14 protein-coding genes, 1 tRNA gene and 1 riboswitch are annotated in these 17,830 nt (G+C 58.6%); of the genes, 9 read left to right on the forward strand and 6 right to left on the reverse strand.

Annotated elements, in window-relative coordinates; genetic code table 11:
- Positions 1-21: 21 nt before the first annotated feature.
- Together KZZ06_RS09380 and KZZ06_RS09385 are read left to right on the forward strand one after the other, a co-directional pair.
- Entirely contained in the window at positions 22-186 is a 165-nt protein-coding gene (locus KZZ06_RS09380) for a Tat pathway signal protein (RefSeq protein WP_219579765.1), read from the forward strand.
- A 60-nt stretch (positions 187-246) separates the two neighbouring features.
- Positions 247-1,038 (forward strand): crotonase/enoyl-CoA hydratase family protein, encoded by a 792-nt coding sequence (locus tag KZZ06_RS09385; protein WP_219579766.1) that lies wholly within the window; start codon positions 247-249, stop codon positions 1,036-1,038.
- A 207-nt stretch (positions 1,039-1,245) separates the two neighbouring features.
- Here the strand turns inward: KZZ06_RS09385 and KZZ06_RS09390 are convergent, their stop codons facing one another.
- Positions 1,246-4,260, reverse strand: a complete 3,015-nt coding sequence (locus KZZ06_RS09390) for a valine--tRNA ligase (RefSeq protein ID WP_219579767.1) — start codon at positions 4,258-4,260, stop codon at positions 1,246-1,248.
- Between the two features lie 184 nt (positions 4,261-4,444).
- Here KZZ06_RS09390 and KZZ06_RS09395 point away from each other — a divergent pair, with 184 nt between their 5' ends.
- Positions 4,445-6,742: a xanthine dehydrogenase family protein molybdopterin-binding subunit gene (locus KZZ06_RS09395; RefSeq protein ID WP_219579768.1), complete on the forward strand. Its 2,298-nt coding sequence runs from the start codon at positions 4,445-4,447 to the stop codon at positions 6,740-6,742.
- 94 nt (positions 6,743-6,836) lie between these two features.
- Here KZZ06_RS09395 and KZZ06_RS09400 read toward each other — a convergent pair whose 3' ends face one another.
- Positions 6,837-7,322: a PaaI family thioesterase gene (locus KZZ06_RS09400; RefSeq protein WP_219579769.1), complete on the reverse strand. Its 486-nt coding sequence runs from the start codon at positions 7,320-7,322 to the stop codon at positions 6,837-6,839.
- A 73-nt stretch (positions 7,323-7,395) separates the two neighbouring features.
- The gene (gene metF / locus KZZ06_RS09405; RefSeq protein ID WP_219579770.1) at positions 7,396-8,262 is read right to left on the reverse strand and encodes a methylenetetrahydrofolate reductase [NAD(P)H]; all 867 of its coding nucleotides are present in this window, start codon (positions 8,260-8,262) and stop codon (positions 7,396-7,398) included.
- A 95-nt stretch (positions 8,263-8,357) separates the two neighbouring features.
- Between metF and KZZ06_RS09410 the strand changes: the two genes are divergently transcribed.
- Entirely contained in the window at positions 8,358-9,263 is a 906-nt protein-coding gene (locus KZZ06_RS09410; RefSeq protein WP_219579771.1) for a LysR family transcriptional regulator, read from the forward strand.
- 33 nt (positions 9,264-9,296) lie between these two features.
- On the opposite strand, the gene KZZ06_RS09415 is transcribed toward KZZ06_RS09410, so the two are convergent.
- Entirely contained in the window at positions 9,297-10,337 is a 1,041-nt protein-coding gene (locus KZZ06_RS09415) for an NADP-dependent oxidoreductase (RefSeq protein WP_219579772.1), read from the reverse strand.
- 185 nt (positions 10,338-10,522) lie between these two features.
- Between KZZ06_RS09415 and KZZ06_RS09420 the strand changes: the two genes are divergently transcribed.
- Complete coding sequence (locus tag KZZ06_RS09420) at positions 10,523-11,308, forward strand: inositol monophosphatase family protein (RefSeq protein ID WP_219579773.1); 786 nt, start codon at positions 10,523-10,525, stop codon at positions 11,306-11,308.
- Positions 11,309-11,397: 89 nt separating this feature from the next.
- On the opposite strand, the gene KZZ06_RS09425 is transcribed toward KZZ06_RS09420, so the two are convergent.
- A complete protein-coding gene (locus KZZ06_RS09425; RefSeq protein ID WP_219579774.1) occupies positions 11,398-12,141 on the reverse strand; it encodes a rhomboid family intramembrane serine protease in 744 nt (247 codons plus the stop codon).
- Positions 12,142-12,201: 60 nt separating this feature from the next.
- Between KZZ06_RS09425 and KZZ06_RS09430 the strand changes: the two genes are divergently transcribed.
- Positions 12,202-12,825 carry an aspartate/glutamate racemase family protein gene (locus KZZ06_RS09430; protein ID WP_219579775.1) on the forward strand — a complete coding sequence of 208 codons (624 nt, stop codon included), beginning with the start codon at positions 12,202-12,204 and terminating at the stop codon, positions 12,823-12,825.
- 4 nt (positions 12,826-12,829) lie between these two features.
- Here the strand turns inward: KZZ06_RS09430 and putA are convergent, their stop codons facing one another.
- Positions 12,830-16,249: a bifunctional proline dehydrogenase/L-glutamate gamma-semialdehyde dehydrogenase PutA gene (putA, locus tag KZZ06_RS09435; RefSeq protein WP_219579776.1), complete on the reverse strand. Its 3,420-nt coding sequence runs from the start codon at positions 16,247-16,249 to the stop codon at positions 12,830-12,832.
- A gap of 128 nt (positions 16,250-16,377) precedes the next feature.
- Here putA and KZZ06_RS09440 point away from each other — a divergent pair, with 128 nt between their 5' ends.
- The 3 genes from KZZ06_RS09440 (at position 16,378) to KZZ06_RS09450 (ending at position 17,544) form a co-directional block, all read left to right on the forward strand.
- Positions 16,378-16,833: an Lrp/AsnC ligand binding domain-containing protein gene (locus tag KZZ06_RS09440; protein WP_219579913.1), complete on the forward strand. Its 456-nt coding sequence runs from the start codon at positions 16,378-16,380 to the stop codon at positions 16,831-16,833.
- 31 nt (positions 16,834-16,864) lie between these two features.
- Positions 16,865-17,416, forward strand: coding sequence for a hypothetical protein (locus KZZ06_RS09445; protein WP_219579777.1), 552 nt, complete (start codon positions 16,865-16,867; stop codon positions 17,414-17,416).
- 41 nt (positions 17,417-17,457) lie between these two features.
- A tRNA-Leu gene (locus tag KZZ06_RS09450) sits at positions 17,458-17,544 on the forward strand.
- Positions 17,545-17,729: 185 nt separating this feature from the next.
- A riboswitch (TPP riboswitch) is annotated at positions 17,730-17,829 on the forward strand.
- Position 17,830 lies beyond the last annotated feature (1 nt).

Below are 17,830 nucleotides of genomic sequence, written 5' to 3' on the forward strand. Positions count from 1 at the left end.
TTCGCAATTGGAGGCTGCATCATGGCCAAACTCACCCGACGCGGCTTTGTCGCGATAGCACTTGCCGCCAGTGCGATCCGCACGGTCCCCCTTGCCGGGGCCAAACTGGGCGGGCGGCGTATTCTGACGCTGGTCTATGATAAATCGCTTGGCATGATGCGAGCGGTCGAACGCTGGGTGCCGTAGCGTTTTGCTTTGCACGGGCGTTGATATAGGTCCAGATGGTGAAAATTACCGGAGGAACCTATGGCCCGCGTCACAATCACTTATGAAAACCACATCGCCCATGTGCGCCTGACCCGCGCCGATAAAATGAATGCCGTAGATCAGGGTATGATCGATGCAATCATTGCAGCCGGTAACGAAGTCGCCGCATCTGATGCACGGGTTGCGGTGATCTCGGGCGAGGGCAAAGCATTCTGCGCGGGCATCGACATCAGCGCCATGGGCGCGCTTGCGGGGGGCGATCCGGTCGACAAAATGATGCCGCGGACCCACGGGGATGGCACAACCAACCAATGGCAAGAAGTTTCGATGGTATGGACCCGTGTCGGCGTACCCGTCATCGCGGCATTACATGGCAAGGTTTACGGGGCAGGGATGCAACTGGCCCTTGGGGCGGACATCCGCATCGCTGCACCCGACGCTGAATTGGCGGTGATGGAAATGAAATGGGGCATCGTACCCGACATGGGCGGTATGGTTCTGTTACCCAAACTGGTGCGCGGTGATGTACTGCGGCTGATGACCTATACCGCACAACCGATCGACGCGACGCAGGCCGAACGCTGGGGGCTGGTCACACAGCTTGCAGATGATCCGCTGGCCGCCGCAATGGAACTGGCCGCGACCATCGCAGGCAAAAGCCCAAGCGCGATCAAAGCGGCAAAACGCCTGACAGCCTTTGCCGAGATAAACGGTGCCGACGAAGTCCTGCTAGAGGAATCCCGCGAGCAGGCAGAGCTGCTTGGCCGCCCTCACCAGATGGAAGTCATCGCTGCGGAATTCGGCAAGCGCCCGGCTGTTTTCAAAGACTAAAAACGGTCAGCCCCGCCTGAGCTGACAGACGGGGCTTTCCAAATGGACGATCTTCGCTTCCCAGCTAGGACCGCAGATCAAAGATCACTGATCTTGGTTTCCAAATGGTAAAAAATCCTCGCCGAAGGCATAAATTCTCTTTTGGCGGTCCAGAAGAGAAGAATGCCTTCGGCGAGGATTTAAGTCCATTTGGAATAAAGACCCGTATTACCCCAACTCGGCCAAACGATCCAAAGCAGCCTGAAGCTGGTCTGCTTCTTCCTGACGCGCGTCCAGATTACCTTGGGCTTCGGCAACGACTTCCGGCGGGGCGGAGGCTGCGAATTTGGGGTTGTTGAGGCGTCCCTTTAACCCACCGATTTCCTTGCCCAATTTATCCAGCGACTTTTGCAGCCGCGATTTTTCGGCGTCGATATCGATGAGCCCGGCCAAAGGCAGGCCGAAGGTGGCACCGGGGGCTGCGATGGATACGGTCCCTTTGGGGAAAGTATCCGCGCGTTCCAGGCTTTCGACACGGGCGAGGCGTTTGATCATCGCTTCGTTGCGATCCCAGGCGGCCTGACCGGCGGCGTCCATTTCGGTGCAAAGCATCGGCACCTTGAGCCCCGCAGGCACGTGCATTTGCTGGCGGGCGGAGCGGATGGATTCGATCAGCCCGATCACCCAGTTCAGTTCGCGGTCGGCGTTTGCGTCCAGCATGTCAGCCACGGTGTAGGTGGGCCAATCACCGTGGACCAGCATTTTGCTGCGCGCGTTGGTGTTCTGCCACAGTTCTTCGGTGATGAAGGGCATGATCGGATGCAGCATAGTCAGGCATTGATCCAGAACCCATTTCAGGGTCTGGCGCGTTTCCGCGGCCTCTGGTGCATCGTCTTGCAGCAGGGGTTTGGACAGTTCCACGTACCAGTCGCAGACCTTGCCCCAGACAAACGCATAAAGCGCGTTGGCGGCATCGTTGAACCGGTAGTTTTCCAAGGCTGTGTCGACTTCTTCGCGGACGCGGGCGGTTTCGCCGATAATCCATTTGTTCAGGGTGTGGTCCACATCCGTGTGGCGGGTGTAGGTCGCTGACAGCACGTTATCCTCGAATACGCCGTTCATTTCTGCAAAGCGGTGTGCGTTCCAGATTTTGGTGCCAAAGTTGCGGTAGCCCGCGATGCGCGCGGTATCAAGCTTGAGCGCGCCGCCCAAGGACGCCATTGCCGCATTGGTAAAACGCAGGGCGTCAGCCCCGAATTCGTCAATGATTTCCAGCGGGTCGATGACGTTGCCGACGGATTTCGACATCTTCTTGCCCTTGGCATCGCGCACAAGGCCATGGAGATAGACGGTTTCAAAGGGGATCTGTTTCACCACGTCGAGCTGCATCATCATCATGCGGGCGACCCAGAAGAACAGGATGTCTTGGCCCGTGATCAGATCGGATGTTGGGAAGTATTTTTTAAGCTCTGGCGTATCTTCGGGCCAGCCAAGCGTGCCGATCGGCCAGAGGCCGGAGGAGAACCATGTGTCTAGGACATCGGGGTCACGGTAGATTGGCAGAGGCAATTCTGTCGCCGTTCCTTGATAGTTGTCCAAAAATTCAAATGCAGCGGCTCTGTCTGCTACTTCGATGCTTTTGCGACCGTCGTTTTTTGATTGGACTTCCTCAGCAGCTTGATCGTAGCTAGCTGCACAATACTGATTATCAGATAGGTCGAACCAAACCGGAATCTGATGCCCCCACCACAATTGGCGCGAGATGCACCAAGGCTCGATGTTGTCGAGCCAGTTGTAGTACACTTTCTCGCCGCTTTCGGGGATGATTTTGACGTCGCCGTTGCGCACTGCATCGAGGGCAGGGCCGACGATCTGGTCGGTGTCTACGAACCATTGGTCGGTCAGCATCGGTTCGATCACGACCTTCGAGCGGTCGCCGAAGGGCTGCATGATCGGTTTATTTTCGACGTATGGAACGGTTTCGGTCACGTCGGACTTGTTGCCGTCTTCGTCCTTCACCGTGCGCGTCACGTCGTGCATCACGGCAAGGCCTTCAGCCGTGATAGCAGCCACAACTTTGTCACGCGCCTCGAAACGGTCAAGGCCACGGTAGTCTTCGGGGACAAGGTTCATCTCGGCGATCATTGCCTCGTTGAATTCAAGTTCACCGTTCGCGATCATTTGGGCGGTTGCGGCTTCCTCGGCATAGGGCCTGCCGTCGGCGCGCATCGCGGCCTTGGTGTCCATGAGGTTGTACATGGGGATGCCGCCGCGCTTGGCGACTTGGTAATCGTTGAAATCATGTGCGCCGGTGATCTTGACCGCACCCGAGCCGAAATCCTTGTCTGGGTATTCGTCGGTGATGATCGGGATCAGACGGCGGTGCTCTTTGGGGCCAACGGGAATTTCGCAGAGCTTTCCGATGATGGGCGCATAGCGTTCATCGGACGGGTGCACGGCAACGGCACCGTCGCCCAGCATGGTTTCGGGGCGGGTCGTCGCGATGGCGATATAGTCGCGGGTCTCGCGCAGGGTCTCGTTGCCGTCTTCGTCTTTTTCCACATATTCATAGGTCGCACCGCCCGCGAGCGGGTATTTGAAGTGCCACATGTGGCCCGGTACTTCGGTGTTTTCGACCTCAAGATCGGAAATCGCGGTTTCAAAACGCGGGTCCCAGTTGACCAGACGTTTGCCGCGATAGATTTTGCCCTCATTGTACATTTTCACAAAGACTTTGATCACGGCGTCATGGAAGTTTGGCGAATTCTCGTGACCTACGCGGGTGTCACCGGGGGCACCGGACATAGTAAAGGCGTTGCGCGACCAGTCGCAGGATGAGCCCAGACGCTTGAGCTGGCCGACGATGGTGTCAGCGGTGCTTTCTTTATAGGCCCACGCGTGTTTCAGGAATTCTTCGCGCGTCAGGTCCGTGCGTTTGATCTGGCTTTCGGCCAGCTTGTTTTCGACGGCCAGTTGCAAGGCGATGCCTGCGTGATCCTGTCCGGGCTGCCAGAGCGTGTCAAAGCCGCGCATACGGTGCCAGCGCACCAGAATATCCTGAAGCGTGTTGTTGAAGGCGTGACCGACGTGCAGCGATCCGTTGACGTTGGGGGGCGGGATCATCACGCAATAGGTGTCATCGCGGCTGGCATTTGCACCGGCTTTGAAGGCGCCTGCGGCCTCCCACGCTTTGTACAAACGGTCTTCAGCTTGGGCGGCGTCAAAATTCTTGTCGAGTGCCATGATCAGCGTCCTTCTTTAAACTTGATGATGATCTAGCGGAGCAAGGCGCAAAGGGGAAGGCTGGCGGGTGGAAAACTTGGGGGTGCGCAGGACGCGGGGTTTTACCCTTGGGCGTCTGGACATCGTGTTTTTCGCGGCTACTGTCTGCGCCAACAGTTGCAGATTTTCCAAAGGATGCGTGTAGATGGATAAGTTCGGGAAAAGCCAGTCGGTCAAACGGGTTGAAGACGTGCGGTTTTTGACGGGCGAAGGGCGTTATGTTGATGATATCGCACCTGAAAATTCGCTGCATGCCTATTTCTTTCGCTCGCCTGTCGGGCATGGGGTGATCACGTCACTTGATGTGTCAGATGCGCGCGAGGCCGAGGGCGTGCATGCAGTGCTGACCGTCGAAGATCTGGAAGCCGCGGGAATGGATATTTCCATGGCCGGTGCGATTTTGAAAAACCGCGATGGAACGGATGGTGCAAAGCCGTTGCGCCCGTTGTTGGCCAAAGGGCGTGTGCGCTATGTTGGCGAACCTGTGGCGGCTGTAATCGCCGAAACGTTGGATCAGGCCCGTGATGCGGCTGAACTGATTATGTTGGACGTCGAAGACTTGCCCACCCACATGACGTTGGAACGTGGCGGAGAGGCATTGCACCCCGAGGCACCAGACAATCTGGCGTTTGATTGGGGGATGGGCGACGAAGCAGCCACGCAAAAGGCGTTTGATGCGGCGGCCAAGACTATCAGCCTTGATGTGGGCGACAACCGGATCATCGTCAATTCCATGGAGCCGCGCGGCTGTTATGCCGAGTGGGCGAACGACAAGCTGCATGTGGCCAACAACGCCCAAGGCGTCTGGGTGCATAAGGGCCACCTGAAACGTGCATTTGGTCTGGATGACGACCATGTGCAGGTCACCAACCCGGATACCGGCGGCGGTTTTGGCATGAAGGCGGCGGCATATCCTGAATATTTCTCGGTCGCGCAGGCATCGCGTGCCTTGGGGCGTCCGGTGCGCTGGATGTCCGACAGGACCGAAGCGATGCTTAGCGATAATGGGGGGCGCGATCTGACATCGCTGGCTGAATTTGCCTTTGACGAGAATAACAAGATCACCGCCTACCGTGTCAGCACCAAATGCAACCTTGGTGCCTATAACAGTCAGTTCGGCCAGCCCATTCAGGCGACCCTGTTCAGCAAGGTTTTGATGGGTGTTTATGACGTGCAGACCACATGGTTGCAGGTCGAAGGATACTATACCAACACGGTGCAGGTTGACGCCTATCGTGGTGCCGGCCGGCCCGAAGCGATTTATGTTCTGGAACGTCTGATGGACCGTGCCGCGCGCGAGCTGGGCGTAGACCCGTGGGAATTGCGCCGCATCAACTTTATCAAGCCCGAACAGTTCCCCTACACCTCTGCCACGGGCGAGCTGTATGACGTCGGTGAATTCGACCGCTTGCTGACCCGCGCTGCGATTGAAGCAGACCACGACGGCTTTGCCGCGCGCAAGGCTGCGGATGCGGCCAAGGGGCTGCTGCGGGGGCAGGGGCTTTGTTACTATATCGAGAGTATCCTGGGCGATCCGTCCGAGGGGGCCAAGGTCGAGTTTAACGAAGACGGCACCGTGTTTATCTATGTCGGCACGCAGTCGAACGGGCAGGGTCACGAGACTGTTTATGCGCAGTTTCTGGCGGACATGACGGGTATTCCGGCTGATCTGATCCATGTCATCCAGGGCGATAGCGACCTGATCAAGCAAGGCGGCGGGACAGGCGGGTCACGATCCGTCACGACCCAAAGCACGGCGACATTGGCCACGGTGGCAAAGATGACCGACGCCTTTACCGCGTTTCTGGCCGATGAAATGGGCGTGCCTGCCTCCGAGATCAGCTTTGACGATGAACGGTTCCGCGCCGAGGGGTCGAACATGACCCCCACGATGCTGGAGGTCGCCGAAATGGCCCGTGAAAAAGGCCGCAACGATCTGTTGGTCCATCACGAGCGCGCGACCTTGCCGGGGCGCAGCTATCCCAATGGCGCGCATGTGTCAGAGGTGGTGATTGACCCCGAAACCGGGGTTGTCGTGGTCGAACGCTATACCGTGGTGGATGATTTCGGCAATCTGATCAACCCGATGCTGGCAGCAGGCCAAGTACATGGCGGCGTTGTGCAAGGCATCGGGCAGGCCATTCAAGAGCATGTTGTCTATGACGAGGATGGCCAGTTGTTAACGGCATCCTTCATGGATTACGCGGTCCCGCGCGCGGCGGATGTTCCTTATATTGCGTTTAACTCTGAACCCGTGCCCTCAACCGCGAACCTGATGGGGATGAAGGGCTGTGGCGAGGCAGGCACTGTGGGGGCGCTGGCCGCGATTTCCAATGCGGTGCAGGATGCGCTGTGGGATCACGGGGTGCGTCAGGCAGATATGCCGTTCACGCCCCATAAGGTTTGGGCCTTATTGAATGATCAGGCCATCGCTGCCGAATAACTGGCGGGTTTTTGTGATGTAGGCCGGGAGGGGGCGCTGCCCCCGGCCCTGACGGGCCACCCCCGGGATATTTTAGAGCCAGAGAAGCGGCGGGTTACTTCACGATTTGCATGACAATGCAGGTGGTGGAGCCAGTGGCGTAAAGGCGGCCGTCTTCGATGCCGCGTATTTCGCCATGGGAAACGCCGGTGGAGCGACCGACATGATCAACGGTGCCGATACATTCGATTTCGGTGCCCAAGGGAATGGCGCGCAGAATGTTGATTTTATATTCCAGCGTTGTGTAGATCGAGCCGCGCGGGATTTTGGTTTGCACAGCACAGGCCATCGCTGAATCAAGCAATGTGCCATACCAGCCGCCATGCACCGTGCCCAACGGATTTGTCACGTTGAATTGAGGGGCACCGCGGAACACGGCGCGGCCTTCTGCGACCTCGTGCAGGGTATAGCCCATGGTTTGGCCAATGGGCGGGCCGGGGTTGGTGCCGTCCAGAATTTTTTGCATGAATTCAAGGCCTGACAGCTTGAGCGCTTCTTCTCGGGCGAGCAGGTCTTGGGGGCCGTTAGCGACACGTGGCATAAAAAATCTCCGGCAATTGCGTGCCGGAGAAGCTTGTTGAATTTGCGGGCCTAGGGCAAGCCCGCGTGCGGTCTTACGCCACGTCCGACAGGGTCGTTTGTGCTGTGACGTCCAAGGCGCGGCAGACGCTGCGGGTCAGTTCGGGGCGGTTAAGCGTGTAGAAATGCAGGTTTTCAACGCCCTCATCCACAAGGGTACTGCACATTTCGGTACACAGCGCCGTCGACAACAGATCGTGACGGTCATCGCGGATCGCTGTTTCAAAGGCATCATCCAACCATGCGGGCACCTGAGTACCACAGCGCGTGGCAAAACCACGGGCGGATTTCCAGTTGGTGATCGGCATGATGCCGGGTGTGATGGTTTTGGTGATGCCAGCCGCCGCGCAATCGTCGCGGAAACGCAGGAAGGTGTCTGCATCAAAGAAGAACTGGGTGATCGCCTCGTCCGCGCCTGCGTCGAACTTGCGCTTGAGCCATTCGATGTTTTGCGCCTGATCCGCGCTTTCGGGGTGGGGTTCGGGATAGGCCCCGACGCGCAGTGTGAATTTGCCCGTGGCGGCCAAGGCTTCGATCAGTTCGACGCTGTTGGCAAAGCCTTCGGGGTGGGGGGTAAACACCTTGGCACCGTTTTCGGGGTCGCCGCGCAGGGCAACAATATCGGTCACGCCGATTTCGGCAAAGCTGTTGGCGACTTCCATTGTTTCGACCTTGCTGGCACCCACGCAGGTCAGGTGTGCTGCAACGGGCAGGCCCGAGGTGCGGCGCAGAACATGGGCAGAATCATGGGTCAGATCGCGGGTTGTGCCGCCAGCGCCATAGGTGACCGAAAAGAAACGCGGCGCCAGAGGGGCCAGCGCCTGCGCCGTGTCCCAAAGGCGGAACGACGCATCGACAGACTTTGGTGGGAACACTTCGAAAGAGACGGCGGGGCTGGTCATTTTTAGTATCCTGTTCTGGCTTTCGTATCTTGTCGCACAGATTTAGTTGTGAAACAAACTCATAACTTTCATCTTCAACATGAGGAACGCCTCATATGCATATTGAGTTCCGCCATCTGCGTACTATTCAGGCCATCCACGAGGCGGGCGGGTTGGCGCGTGCTGCCGAGCAGATGAACATTACCCAGTCGGCGCTATCGCATCAGGTCAAAGGGCTTGAGGATCAGGCAGGCGTCGAGCTGTTTGTGAGGCGGTCTAAGCCGCTTAAGCTGTCGCCCGCGGGATTGCGATTGTTGAAACTGGCGCAGCAGGTGTTGCCACAGCTTGAGGCGGCGCAGGCCGAGTTTATGGGATTGCGGGCGGGCAGCACCGGGCGGATGCACATTGCGATCGAATGTCACGCCTGTTTTGAATGGCTGTTTCCGGTGCTCGAGCAGTTTCGCAAATTATGGCCGGATGTGGATGTGGATATTCGCCCGGGTCTGGCATTCGACGCCCTGCCTGCATTGCTGCGCGAGGAAGTCGATCTGGTGGTGTCGTCGGACCCGGAGGAACTGCCGGGGGTCGAATTTGTCGAGCTGTTTGATTACAACCCGGTGTTTGTCGCGGCCAGCAGCCATCCCTTGGCAGCAAAGCCCTATGTAGAGGCCAAGGATTTTCGCACCGAAACATTGATTACCTATCCGGTGGAGCGGACGCGTCTGGATGTGTTCAGCCAGTTATTGATCCCGGCCAAAGTTGAACCATTGGCGATCCGGCAGGTGGAATTAACGGCGGTGATCTTGTTGTTGGTTGCGTCCAATCGCGGGGTGGCGGTGTTGCCGGACTGGGTGGTGCGCGAAGTCAAATACAGCAGCGACTATGTCACGCGGCCGCTGACGGAAAACGGGATCACGCGCAGGCTGTATGCAGCAGTGCGGCAGGATGATCTGGGCAAGCCGTATATGGAGAAACTGCTGAAGCTGGCAGGCCAAGAGGCGCGCAAGCTTCAGCAGAGCTAGGGATCGGGCGGGAACGGTCCCCGCCCGACAGGCTTAGACCACCTTGACGATGGCCTTGCCGTTGTTGCCACCGGTCAGCAGATCCATGAACGCTTGTGGTGCGTTTTCCAGACCTTCGGTGATGTCTTCTTGGATGGCGATCGACCCGTCCGCGACCTTTGGTGCGACTTCTTTCAGGAAGTTGGGGAAGTTGGCCCAGTGGTTCGAGATGATGAAACCGTTCACGCTAAGGAAGTTCACGAGAATCGTGCGCCACAGTTTGGGGGCGGTCAGCGCTTCTTCGGCTGCGTTCGCGCCCAGACCACCGGCGTTGTACCACGCGATCATGCCGCAGATCGGGATGCGGCCAAAGGGGTTCATCAACGGCATCACGGCCTCAAGCACTTTGCCACCGACGTTTTCGAAATAGATGTCGATGCCTTTGGGGCAGGCTTCTTTCAATGCGGCGCGCAGGGATTTCGCATCCGGATAGGCGCGGTGATCCAGACATTCGTCAAAGCCAAAATGTTCCTTGGCCGTCGCGCATTTATCCGCACCGCCTGCGATGCCGACCACACGCAACCCGTGGGCCTTGGCGATCTGGCCGACCATGGAGCCAACAGGGCCGGTAGCGGCGGCAACGACCAGCGTTTCACCGGCTTTGGGGCGGCCATATTCCATCAGACCCTGCCAGCCGGTAAAGCCGGGCATGCCCAAGACGCCCAATGATGTGGTGATCGGCACCTGCGCGGGGTCGACTTTGCGCAGCATTTTGGCGGGTTGCACGCCGTGGGTGGACCAGCCGAACATGCCAAAGGCAAAATCGCCGGGTTTGAAATCGGGGCTGTTGGACGCGATGACCTCGCCGACCGATCCGCCTTCCATGGTGCCACCGATGGGCACCGGGGCCGCATAGGATTTCGCATCATCCATGCGACCGCGCATATAAGGGTCAAGCGACATATAGTGCACGCGCACCAGCACTTCGCCATCGCCCGGCGTTGGCACGGCGGATTCTTCTAGACGAAAGTTATCGGCTGTGGGCGCGCCATCGGGGCGGGATGCCAAGACGATATGTTTCATTGTATCGGTCATTTCGGGGTCCTCCATTCATGTCCTCAGGGGGCACCGTATCTGGAAACCCTTATCACGCAAGGCAGGTTCAACCGACACGTTGCGTCAGAGCCTCGTTTACCATCATGCGCCTTTGGCAATCAGGCCCTTGGCAATCTGGGCTCGCGGGCTTAAAGGGAGGGCTGATTGAATGAAGGGCGCGGAAAATGGTTGGCAGTGCAAATCTAAACATCATGATCAAGGCCGCGCGGCGCGCTGGCCGTGGGCTGGTCAAGGATTTCCGTGAGGTAGAGAACCTTCAGGTGTCTATGAAAGGTGCCGGCGATTTTGTCAGCCGCGCCGATCTGCAGGCGGAAAAGATCATCAAAGAAGAATTGATGGGCGCACGTCCGACCTATGGCTGGTTGGCCGAGGAAGGCGGCGGCGAAGAGGGCCAAGACCCCACACGCCGCTGGATCGTCGATCCGCTGGATGGCACAACGAACTTTCTGCACGGTTTGCCGCATTGGGCGATTTCCATCGCGTTGGAGCACAAAGGCCAGATCGTTGCCGGTGTGGTGTTTGACCCTGCCAAGGACGAGATGTTCTTTGCCGAAAAAGGTGCCGGTGCGTGGATGAATGACATGCGTTTGCGTGTTTCTGGCCGTCATCGGATGATCGAATCTATTTTTGCCACAGGCCTGCCCTTTGCTGGTCGTGCCGATCTGCCCGACACGCTGCGTGATCTGGGGCGCATTCTGCCGGTTTGTGCAGGCGTGCGGCGCTGGGGCGCTGCGGCGCTGGATTTGGCCTATGTGGCGGCCGGTCGTTATGACGGCTATTGGGAGCGTCGTTTGAATTCATGGGATCTGGCGGCGGGCATGCTGATCGTGCGCGAAGCCGGTGGCATGGTCGAACCGATGAACCCTGCGGGCGACATTCTGGCCGACGGCGAGATTGTCTGCGCGAACGAGGCGTTGTTCTCGGGCTTTGCGAAAATCGCACGCGGCTGAGCGCGTTGCCGGGGGCGGGATGCCTTCGGCGAGGATTTAAGTCCATTTGGAATTAAGACGTTGATTTATCGATCAGCTGTTGGTGCGCGCTATTTGCGTTTCACCTTTGGAATATGGCTGCGCCGCGTTTTATAGGTCGCGTCGGGGTGGGGCGGATGCCCTTGGGTTTGCGACCAGAAATTTGGCCCGCCTAAGCGCAGCCAGATCGGGATGGTCAGGATCACACCGACGATAAAACCGCCCGCATGCGCCCAATATGCCACGCCGCCCGACGATGGGTCGGCACCGACGCCGCCGATGAATTGCATGCCCAGCCACAGGCCCAGCATGATCCACGCGGGGATCGGCAGGATGCGGAAAAACACGATGAAGATGATCAGAACATCGACTTTAGCCTTGGGGTACAGCAACAGGTACCCGCCCATCACGCCGGCGATAGCCCCCGAGGCACCCACGGTGGGCACGCCCGACATCGGGGCCGAGATCACATGTGCCGCCGCCGATAGGACACCGCAGGCAAGATAGAAGCCCAGATATCCCATATGGCCCATCTCGTCTTCGATATTGTCGCCGAAGATGTACAAAAACAGCATGTTACCGGCCAAGTGCATCCAGCCCCCATGCAGGAACATGGACGTAAAGACCCCGGTGTAGCCACCGCCCATGGTCACGCGTTCCGGTAAAAGTGCCCAATTGTAAAAGAAGAGGTTGATCGCGCGTGGATCGTTCATCAAGCTGGCATAGCTTAGAAACACGCCGATGTTCACTGCCATCAGCATGTATGTCACGTAAGGTGTGCGCCCCGAAGGGTTATGGTCGCGGATCGGAAACATGACGCGACCCTTAGCCATCGTCGTGGCAGGGTCAAGAGCTTGGATGAGGCAGAATATCGAATGAAGATCACATGTTTGCACACGGACCAAAGCCATGTTGAAGGGTTCACCCGCCTGTTCGCCAATGAAGGCTGGGAGGGCGCGTTGGAGCATATCGTCCGGCCCGACCTGTTAGCGCGTGCCCAATCAGACGGAACCGAGGCTGTGGCAGCAGATGTGGCTGCGCTGCTTGATCCGTTCGCGCAGGCCGACACGGTGCTGTTTACCTGTTCGACGCTGGGGGCGATGGTCGAGCGTTTGGGCGGCGATAACGTCTTGCGCATCGACCGGCCCGCGATGGAGGCGGCCGCATCTTACCGGGCGGTGATGTTGGCGATTTGTCTGGAAAGCACGCGTGGCCCGAGTGTCGCGCTGTTCGAGGACTGCAGCAAAGGGCGCGCGCCCGATGTCGTGTTCTGCGAAGATGCGTGGCCGCATTTCGAGGCAGGGGACAGCCCCGGTTTCTACCGTACTATTGCGCAATCGGTTGGGGCGGCAATGATCGACGCACCTGACACCGATTGTATCGTTTTGGCGCAGGCATCCATGCAGGGGGCGGCCCCCTATCTGATGGATATCGGCGTGCCTGTGCTGGCAACGCCGCCATTGGCCGTGCGGCGGGCAATCAAGATCGCCCGCCGATAGCCCATTACCCGGCAGCGCCCAGCAATTTCGCGTTCCCGCCCGAGGCGGTGGTATCCACACATAGATGCCGTTCGGCCCGGACATGGGCGGTATCAGGCAAGCCGCGGATCAGCGGCACAATCGGGCCCGTGCGTTTGGCAAGCGCCTGTTCAATGGCGCGGGCGGTTTCTTCGTCGCCCCACCACAGGATGCCGCCATAGCTGGGACCATCCGCAAGCGATGCAACGTCAATCTGGCCTGTCAACTCGAGCGTGTCGCCGCCAAGTGCCGAGACCGCGCGGGCCTGTTCGGTGGCGGTGGCTTTGCCCGGCCCCATGCACAACAAGGCAGGGCGCGGCATAGAGCTGAGACGGTTTGTCTCGCCCGTTGGGCCGGGCAGGGTGATCGTGTCAAATACAGCGCCGATGTGATCGGGCAGCGTGGGCAGGGCTTTTTGCGTGCCCTCCCATTTTTCATCGACCGATTTCATATCCGGCACGTCGAAACGAAGCAGATAGTTCGGACCGCCCGCTTTGGGACCAGTGCCAGAAAGGCCTTCTCCGCCAAAGGGTTGCGAGCCGACGATGGCACCGATCTGGTTGCGGTTCACATAGATGTTGCCCGCCTCGATCCGCTCAGAGACATGTTGCACGCGGTCATCAATGCGGGTTTGCAGACCAAAGGTCAGGCCATAACCCGTGGCGTTGATATCATCGATCACCTTGTTCAACTGCGTGGATTTAAACGTCGCGATGTGCAGCACGGGGCCGAAAATCTCGCGCTTCAGGTCCGAGATGCTGTCGATACGGATCATTGTGGGCGGAATGAACGTGCCTTCGGTCGGGGCGGTCATTTCGGCGATCACGCGGCCTTCGGCGCGGGCCTTGTCGATGTGATCGGCGATGCCTTTGCGGGCTGTCTCGTCGATGACGGGGCCGATATCGGTGGAAATATCCCACGGGTTGCCCATGACCATGACCTCGATCGCGCCTTCGATCATCTCGATCAGCTCTTTCGCGATGTCCTCTTGAACATAGAGGCAGCGCAAGGCGGAACAACGTTGACCTGCCGACTGGAACGCGCTTTCCACGATGGCTTGAACCGCTTGTTCGGGCAGGGCGGTGCTGTCGACGATCATGGCGTTCAGCCCGCCGGTTTCGGCGATCAGCGGCGTGCCGGGGGCACAGTGATCGGCCATGGACTGGCGTATTTTCAGCGCCGTCGCGGTCGAGCCGGTAAAGGCCACGCCCCCAACGCGCGGATCAGAGGTAAGCGCTGCGCCCACATCACCGCCACCGGGCAGCAATTGCAGCACCTCGCGCGGAACGCCCGCCTCGTGTAGCAAGGACACCGCCAGAAACGCGATCAGCGGGGTTTGTTCCGCTGGTTTTGCAAGCACAGCATTACCCGCGGCCAAGGCGGCGCTGACCTGTCCACAGAAAATCGCCAGCGGGAAATTCCACGGCGAGATACAGGTGAAAATGCCGGCCGGAGGGACATTCGTCGCTTGCGAGGCGTAATAGCGCAAGAAATCAACGGCTTCGCGCAGTTCACCGACACAGTCGGGCAGGCTTTTGCCAGCTTCGCGGGTCAGCAGCGCAAAGATTTCGCCGAAATGCGCCTCAAGCATGTCGGCGGCTTTCAACAGCACCTCTTGGCGCGTCTCAAGCGGGGCGTCCCAGGTTTGCGCCTTGTCAAACGCGTTTTTCACATCCGCTTCGGACGCATTGCACACGGTACCGGGGCTGCGGCCTGCGGCTGCGGGGTTCTGCAAACGCACCGCTTTTTGCGGCTTGGCCTCGGCTGCGATCAGTGGCGTGGCGGCCCAACGGTGGGCTTTCCACGGGGCACGCGCGGATTCGATCATATCCAGCGTGGGTGTGTGCATCAGATCGAAGCCCAGCGAGTTGACGCGCGCCGGTTGGAACAGCTCGGGTCCGGTCGGGATTTGCAGCACAGCGTCAGAAAGGCTGTCAAACGGGTCGGCGGCGACTTGTTCTGGCGATACGTTTTCGTCGACGATCTGGTTCACAAAGCTGGAGTTCGCCCCGTTTTCCAACAAACGGCGCACGAGATAGGCCAGCAGATCCTTGTGCGCCCCCACAGGGGCATAAACCCGGCAATGGGTACCGTGTTTTTCCATGACAATGTTGTGCAGGGTTTCGCCCATGCCATGCAGACGTTGGAATTCGAATTTTTCCTTGTCCTCGGCCATGTGCAAGACGGCGGCAACGGTGTGCGCATTGTGGGTGGCGAACTGCGGATAAATCCGGTCGGTCATGTTCAGCAGTTTACGGGCATTCGAGATATAGGACACGTCTGTCGCGGCTTTTTGGGTGAAGACGGGGAAACCATCGACGCCTTTGACCTGTGCGCGCTTGATCTCGGTATCCCAATAGGCACCTTTGACCAGACGGACCATGATCTTGCGGTCGTGGCGGATTGCCATATCATAAAGCGCGTCAATCACGACACCGGCACGCGGGCCATAGGCCTGCACCACGATGCCAAAACCAGCCCATCCCGACAACGCCGGTTCGGACAATACTTTCTCGATTACATCCAGCGAAAGCCCCAGACGGTCGGCCTCCTCTGCGTCGACATTCAGCCCCATGCCCGCGGATTTGGCCAGCAGGGCCAGCGCACGCAGACGCGGTACCAGATCGCGCATGACGGATGCTTCCTGCGCGACCTCATAGCGGGGGTGCAGCGCGGATAGCTTGACGGAAATGCCGGGGTTTTTGCGGCTGTCCTTGTTGGTGCACGCAATCGCAATGGCCGAAATCGCACGGCTATAGCTTAGGTGATAGCGTTTGGCGTCGGCCTCGGTGCGGGCGGCTTCGCCCAGCATGTCATAGGAATAGGTGTAACCCTTTTTCTCCATGCCTTTGGCGCGCTCCATCGCGGCATTGATGTTTTCACCCAGAACAAACTGGCGGCCCATTTCTTTCATCGCGCGGCTGACGGCAGTGCGGATAACGGGTTCGCCCAGACGTTTGATGGCGGCGCGAATATGCCGGACGGGGCCGGGTTGTTCATCGTCCAGAACGCGGCCTGTCAGCATCAGCGCCCACGTCGACGCGTTCACCAGGGGAGAGGTCGAATGCCCCATGTGGCGGCCCCAGTCGGAGGGGGCGATTTTATCCTCGATCAGCGCATCGATGGTGTCGGCATCGGGCACGCGCAACAGCGCTTCGGCCAGACACATCAGGGCAACGCCTTCGTCCGTGGACAGGCCATATTCGGCAAGGAATACTTCCATCAGGCCGGGGGCGGTGTGGTTGCGAATTGCGCGCACAATGTCGGCAGCGTCTTTGGTGATCTCTACCCGATCCTCAGGTGATAGCTGGGTGTTGCGGATCAGTTCACGCAGAACATGTTCCTGATCGGCGTAGGTGCCTGCATCGATCTGATGACGCAAAATCGGGGAAGAATCACGTGCCATTTTAGGCTCCTATGTTTAATTGGACTAGTCTAGCGCGCAATTTGAAGTAAGAGTGACTGATTGCCGGCATTTTGATAGGCAAACCGATTTAAAATTGGGTGTTGGACGTGACAAATGACGATTTCAAGATGGACCGCTTTGACGCGGCGATTCTAACGGTGCTGGCCGAAGACGGCCGGATCAGCATCACTGACCTTGCCAAGCGGATCGGGCTGTCGAAATCCCCCACTCAGGCACGTCTACGCCGGCTTGAGGTTGCAGGCGTTATTCTGGGCTATCGCGCGCTGCTGGATCCGATCCGGCTGGGGCTTGATCACGTCGCATTTGTCGAAGTCCGCCTAAGCGACACGCGGGAAGTCGCGCTAAAGGCGTTTAACGCCGCCGTCCTTAAGGTGCACGAGATTGAACAGGTTCACATGATCGCGGGCAGCTTTGATTATCTGCTAAAGGTGCGGACCCGCGATATGGCGGCCTACCGGAATTTTCTGGGCGAAACGATCACCACGCTGCCCTATGTGTCGAACACATCGACCTATGTGGCGATGGAAGCCGTTAAGGAAATCATGCTCGCAGATGTGACTTGACTGAAACGACGCTGCTGCGGTTCACTGTGGTATGCGCCTTTCATTCGCCCTTGTTTTGATCTGTGGCCCTGCTTTTGCTGCCTGTCCCGCCCCGCCTGATATCGCAGGCGAGCTGACGCAGCTTTTTGAAAAATCCCGATCCGCCAGTAATTTTCAACAAGGGCAATCCCTGTCAAACAAGATGTGGGAGGTTTGGCTGCGCGCCCCTGATGATGCCGCCCAAGAAGTGTTGAACCGCGGGCTGCGCAAGCGCGATGCTTTCGACTTTGTTGGTGCGTTGGCTGACTTTGATCGTCTGGTGACCTATTGCCCCGCCTATGCCGAAGGCTACAACCAGCGCGCCTATATCCTTTACCTGCGCGAAGACTATGAAAACGCGCTGGTTGATCTGGATATTGCCTTGGAACTACAGCCTTTGCACGTTGCGGCACAGTCGGGCAGGGCGCTGACCCTGATGAAGCTTGGCCGCATCCCCGAGGCCCGCGCGCAGCTGCTTGTAGCCGTTGAAAATAACCCGTGGCTGTCAGAAGCAGCCCTTTTGGCCAAAGGCGCACCACTTGAACCGGTCGGAGAAGACATCTGACCATTTACACCGCCAAGAACCAAGCTATTGTGCGCGGCGTTGCGGGCGTGATGGAATGGTAGACATACCAGACTTAAAATCTGTTGGGCCTTGTGCCCGTGTGGGTTCGAGTCCCACCGCCCGCACCACTGTTCCTTGGCCGACCGCCTTCGGCTACTTGAGGCCGGTTTGCTTCTTGGGTTTCTCATCCTCTATTCCCTTCCCAGAATTAACGACCCGCTTGTGCAAAAGCCTATTGCGGTCTTGGAAAAGCCGAACTAGCGTTCGGCCTTGAGTGTAGTCGGCGCGTTCTAAGGTCGACAGCTACCAGAAATATTATCCGTCGGGGGGCCCTTTGGGCTGAGAGGTGCACGCACCGACCCGTCGAACCTGATCCGGGTCATACCGGCGTAGGGAACGGGTATTCTGCGAATG

This window comes from Sulfitobacter sp. CW3 (assembly GCF_019392245.1).
Taxonomy (GTDB): domain Bacteria; phylum Pseudomonadota; class Alphaproteobacteria; order Rhodobacterales; family Rhodobacteraceae; genus Sulfitobacter.

Excerpts from the sequence above, each read along its gene's own strand:
- KZZ06_RS09425 (WP_219579774.1), bottom strand. The coding sequence starts at position 12,141 with ATGTTTCCGATCCGCGACCATAACCCTTCGGGGCGCACACCTTACGTG.
- putA (WP_219579776.1), bottom strand. The coding sequence starts at position 16,249 with ATGGCACGTGATTCTTCCCCGATTTTGCGTCATCAGATCGATGCAGGC.
- KZZ06_RS09400 (WP_219579769.1), bottom strand. The coding sequence starts at position 7,322 with ATGCCACGTGTCGCTAACGGCCCCCAAGACCTGCTCGCCCGAGAAGAA.
- KZZ06_RS09420 (WP_219579773.1), top strand. The coding sequence starts at position 10,523 with ATGGTTGGCAGTGCAAATCTAAACATCATGATCAAGGCCGCGCGGCGC.
- KZZ06_RS09430 (WP_219579775.1), top strand. The coding sequence starts at position 12,202 with ATGAAGATCACATGTTTGCACACGGACCAAAGCCATGTTGAAGGGTTC.
- KZZ06_RS09390 (WP_219579767.1), bottom strand. The coding sequence starts at position 4,260 with ATGGCACTCGACAAGAATTTTGACGCCGCCCAAGCTGAAGACCGTTTG.
- KZZ06_RS09440 (WP_219579913.1), top strand. The coding sequence starts at position 16,378 with ATGGACCGCTTTGACGCGGCGATTCTAACGGTGCTGGCCGAAGACGGC.
- KZZ06_RS09445 (WP_219579777.1), top strand. The coding sequence starts at position 16,865 with ATGCGCCTTTCATTCGCCCTTGTTTTGATCTGTGGCCCTGCTTTTGCT.
- KZZ06_RS09410 (WP_219579771.1), top strand. The coding sequence starts at position 8,358 with ATGCATATTGAGTTCCGCCATCTGCGTACTATTCAGGCCATCCACGAG.
- metF (WP_219579770.1), bottom strand. The coding sequence starts at position 8,262 with ATGACCAGCCCCGCCGTCTCTTTCGAAGTGTTCCCACCAAAGTCTGTC.
- KZZ06_RS09415 (WP_219579772.1), bottom strand. The coding sequence starts at position 10,337 with ATGACCGATACAATGAAACATATCGTCTTGGCATCCCGCCCCGATGGC.
- KZZ06_RS09380 (WP_219579765.1), top strand. The coding sequence starts at position 22 with ATGGCCAAACTCACCCGACGCGGCTTTGTCGCGATAGCACTTGCCGCC.
- KZZ06_RS09385 (WP_219579766.1), top strand. The coding sequence starts at position 247 with ATGGCCCGCGTCACAATCACTTATGAAAACCACATCGCCCATGTGCGC.
- KZZ06_RS09395 (WP_219579768.1), top strand. The coding sequence starts at position 4,445 with ATGGATAAGTTCGGGAAAAGCCAGTCGGTCAAACGGGTTGAAGACGTG.